At 73.6% G+C, this 527-nt stretch carries 1 protein-coding gene; it reads left to right on the top strand.

Translation table 11 applies throughout. The annotated features are described in order from the left end of the window. Positions 1 to 8: 8 nt before the first annotated feature. Positions 9 to 527 (top strand): type IV secretion system protein (locus ACODSY_RS26025; RefSeq protein WP_488954811.1); only part of this gene is annotated, 519 nt, incomplete at its 3' end.

Raw genomic sequence — 527 nt, 5'->3', positions numbered from 1 at the left:
TCGGCATCATGCTCGCCTTCGCGGTGCTGGCGCTGCAGATCATCGTCACCCTGCTCGAGTTCAAGATCGTCACCCTGGGTGGCTTCGTGCTGCTGCCGTTCGGGATCTGGTCGAAGTCGTCCTTCCTCGCCGAGCGGCCCCTGGGCTTCGTCGTGTCGTCCGGCCTGAAGGTGCTGGCGCTGGCCATCGTGGTGTCCGGGGCGCGCTCGGTGTTCGACCAGCTGCAGCCCTCCGCCAACCCCGACCTCTATGAGGCCCTGGCGATCCTGGCGGCATCGCTGCTGCTGGCCATGCTGGCGCTGTTCATCCCCAACCTCGCCTCGGCCCTCGTCACCGGCGGGCCGGCGTTGGGCGCCGGCGCGCTCGCGACCGGGGCCCTGGCGGTCGGTGGCGCGGCAGCCGCGACTGTGGCCGGCGTTGCGGGCCTGACCGGCGCTGTGCGCATCACGGGCCCCGCGCGGGCGGCGGCCGGCGCGAGCCAAGGTCGGCCGCCAGGCACGCCCGGCACACCCGGCGGAACGCCGCCG

The sequence above is a fragment of the Phenylobacterium sp. FG114 genome, assembly GCF_057809855.1.
Note: the sequence above shows the minus strand (reverse complement) of the source record. Positions and strands in the feature narration are given on the sequence as shown.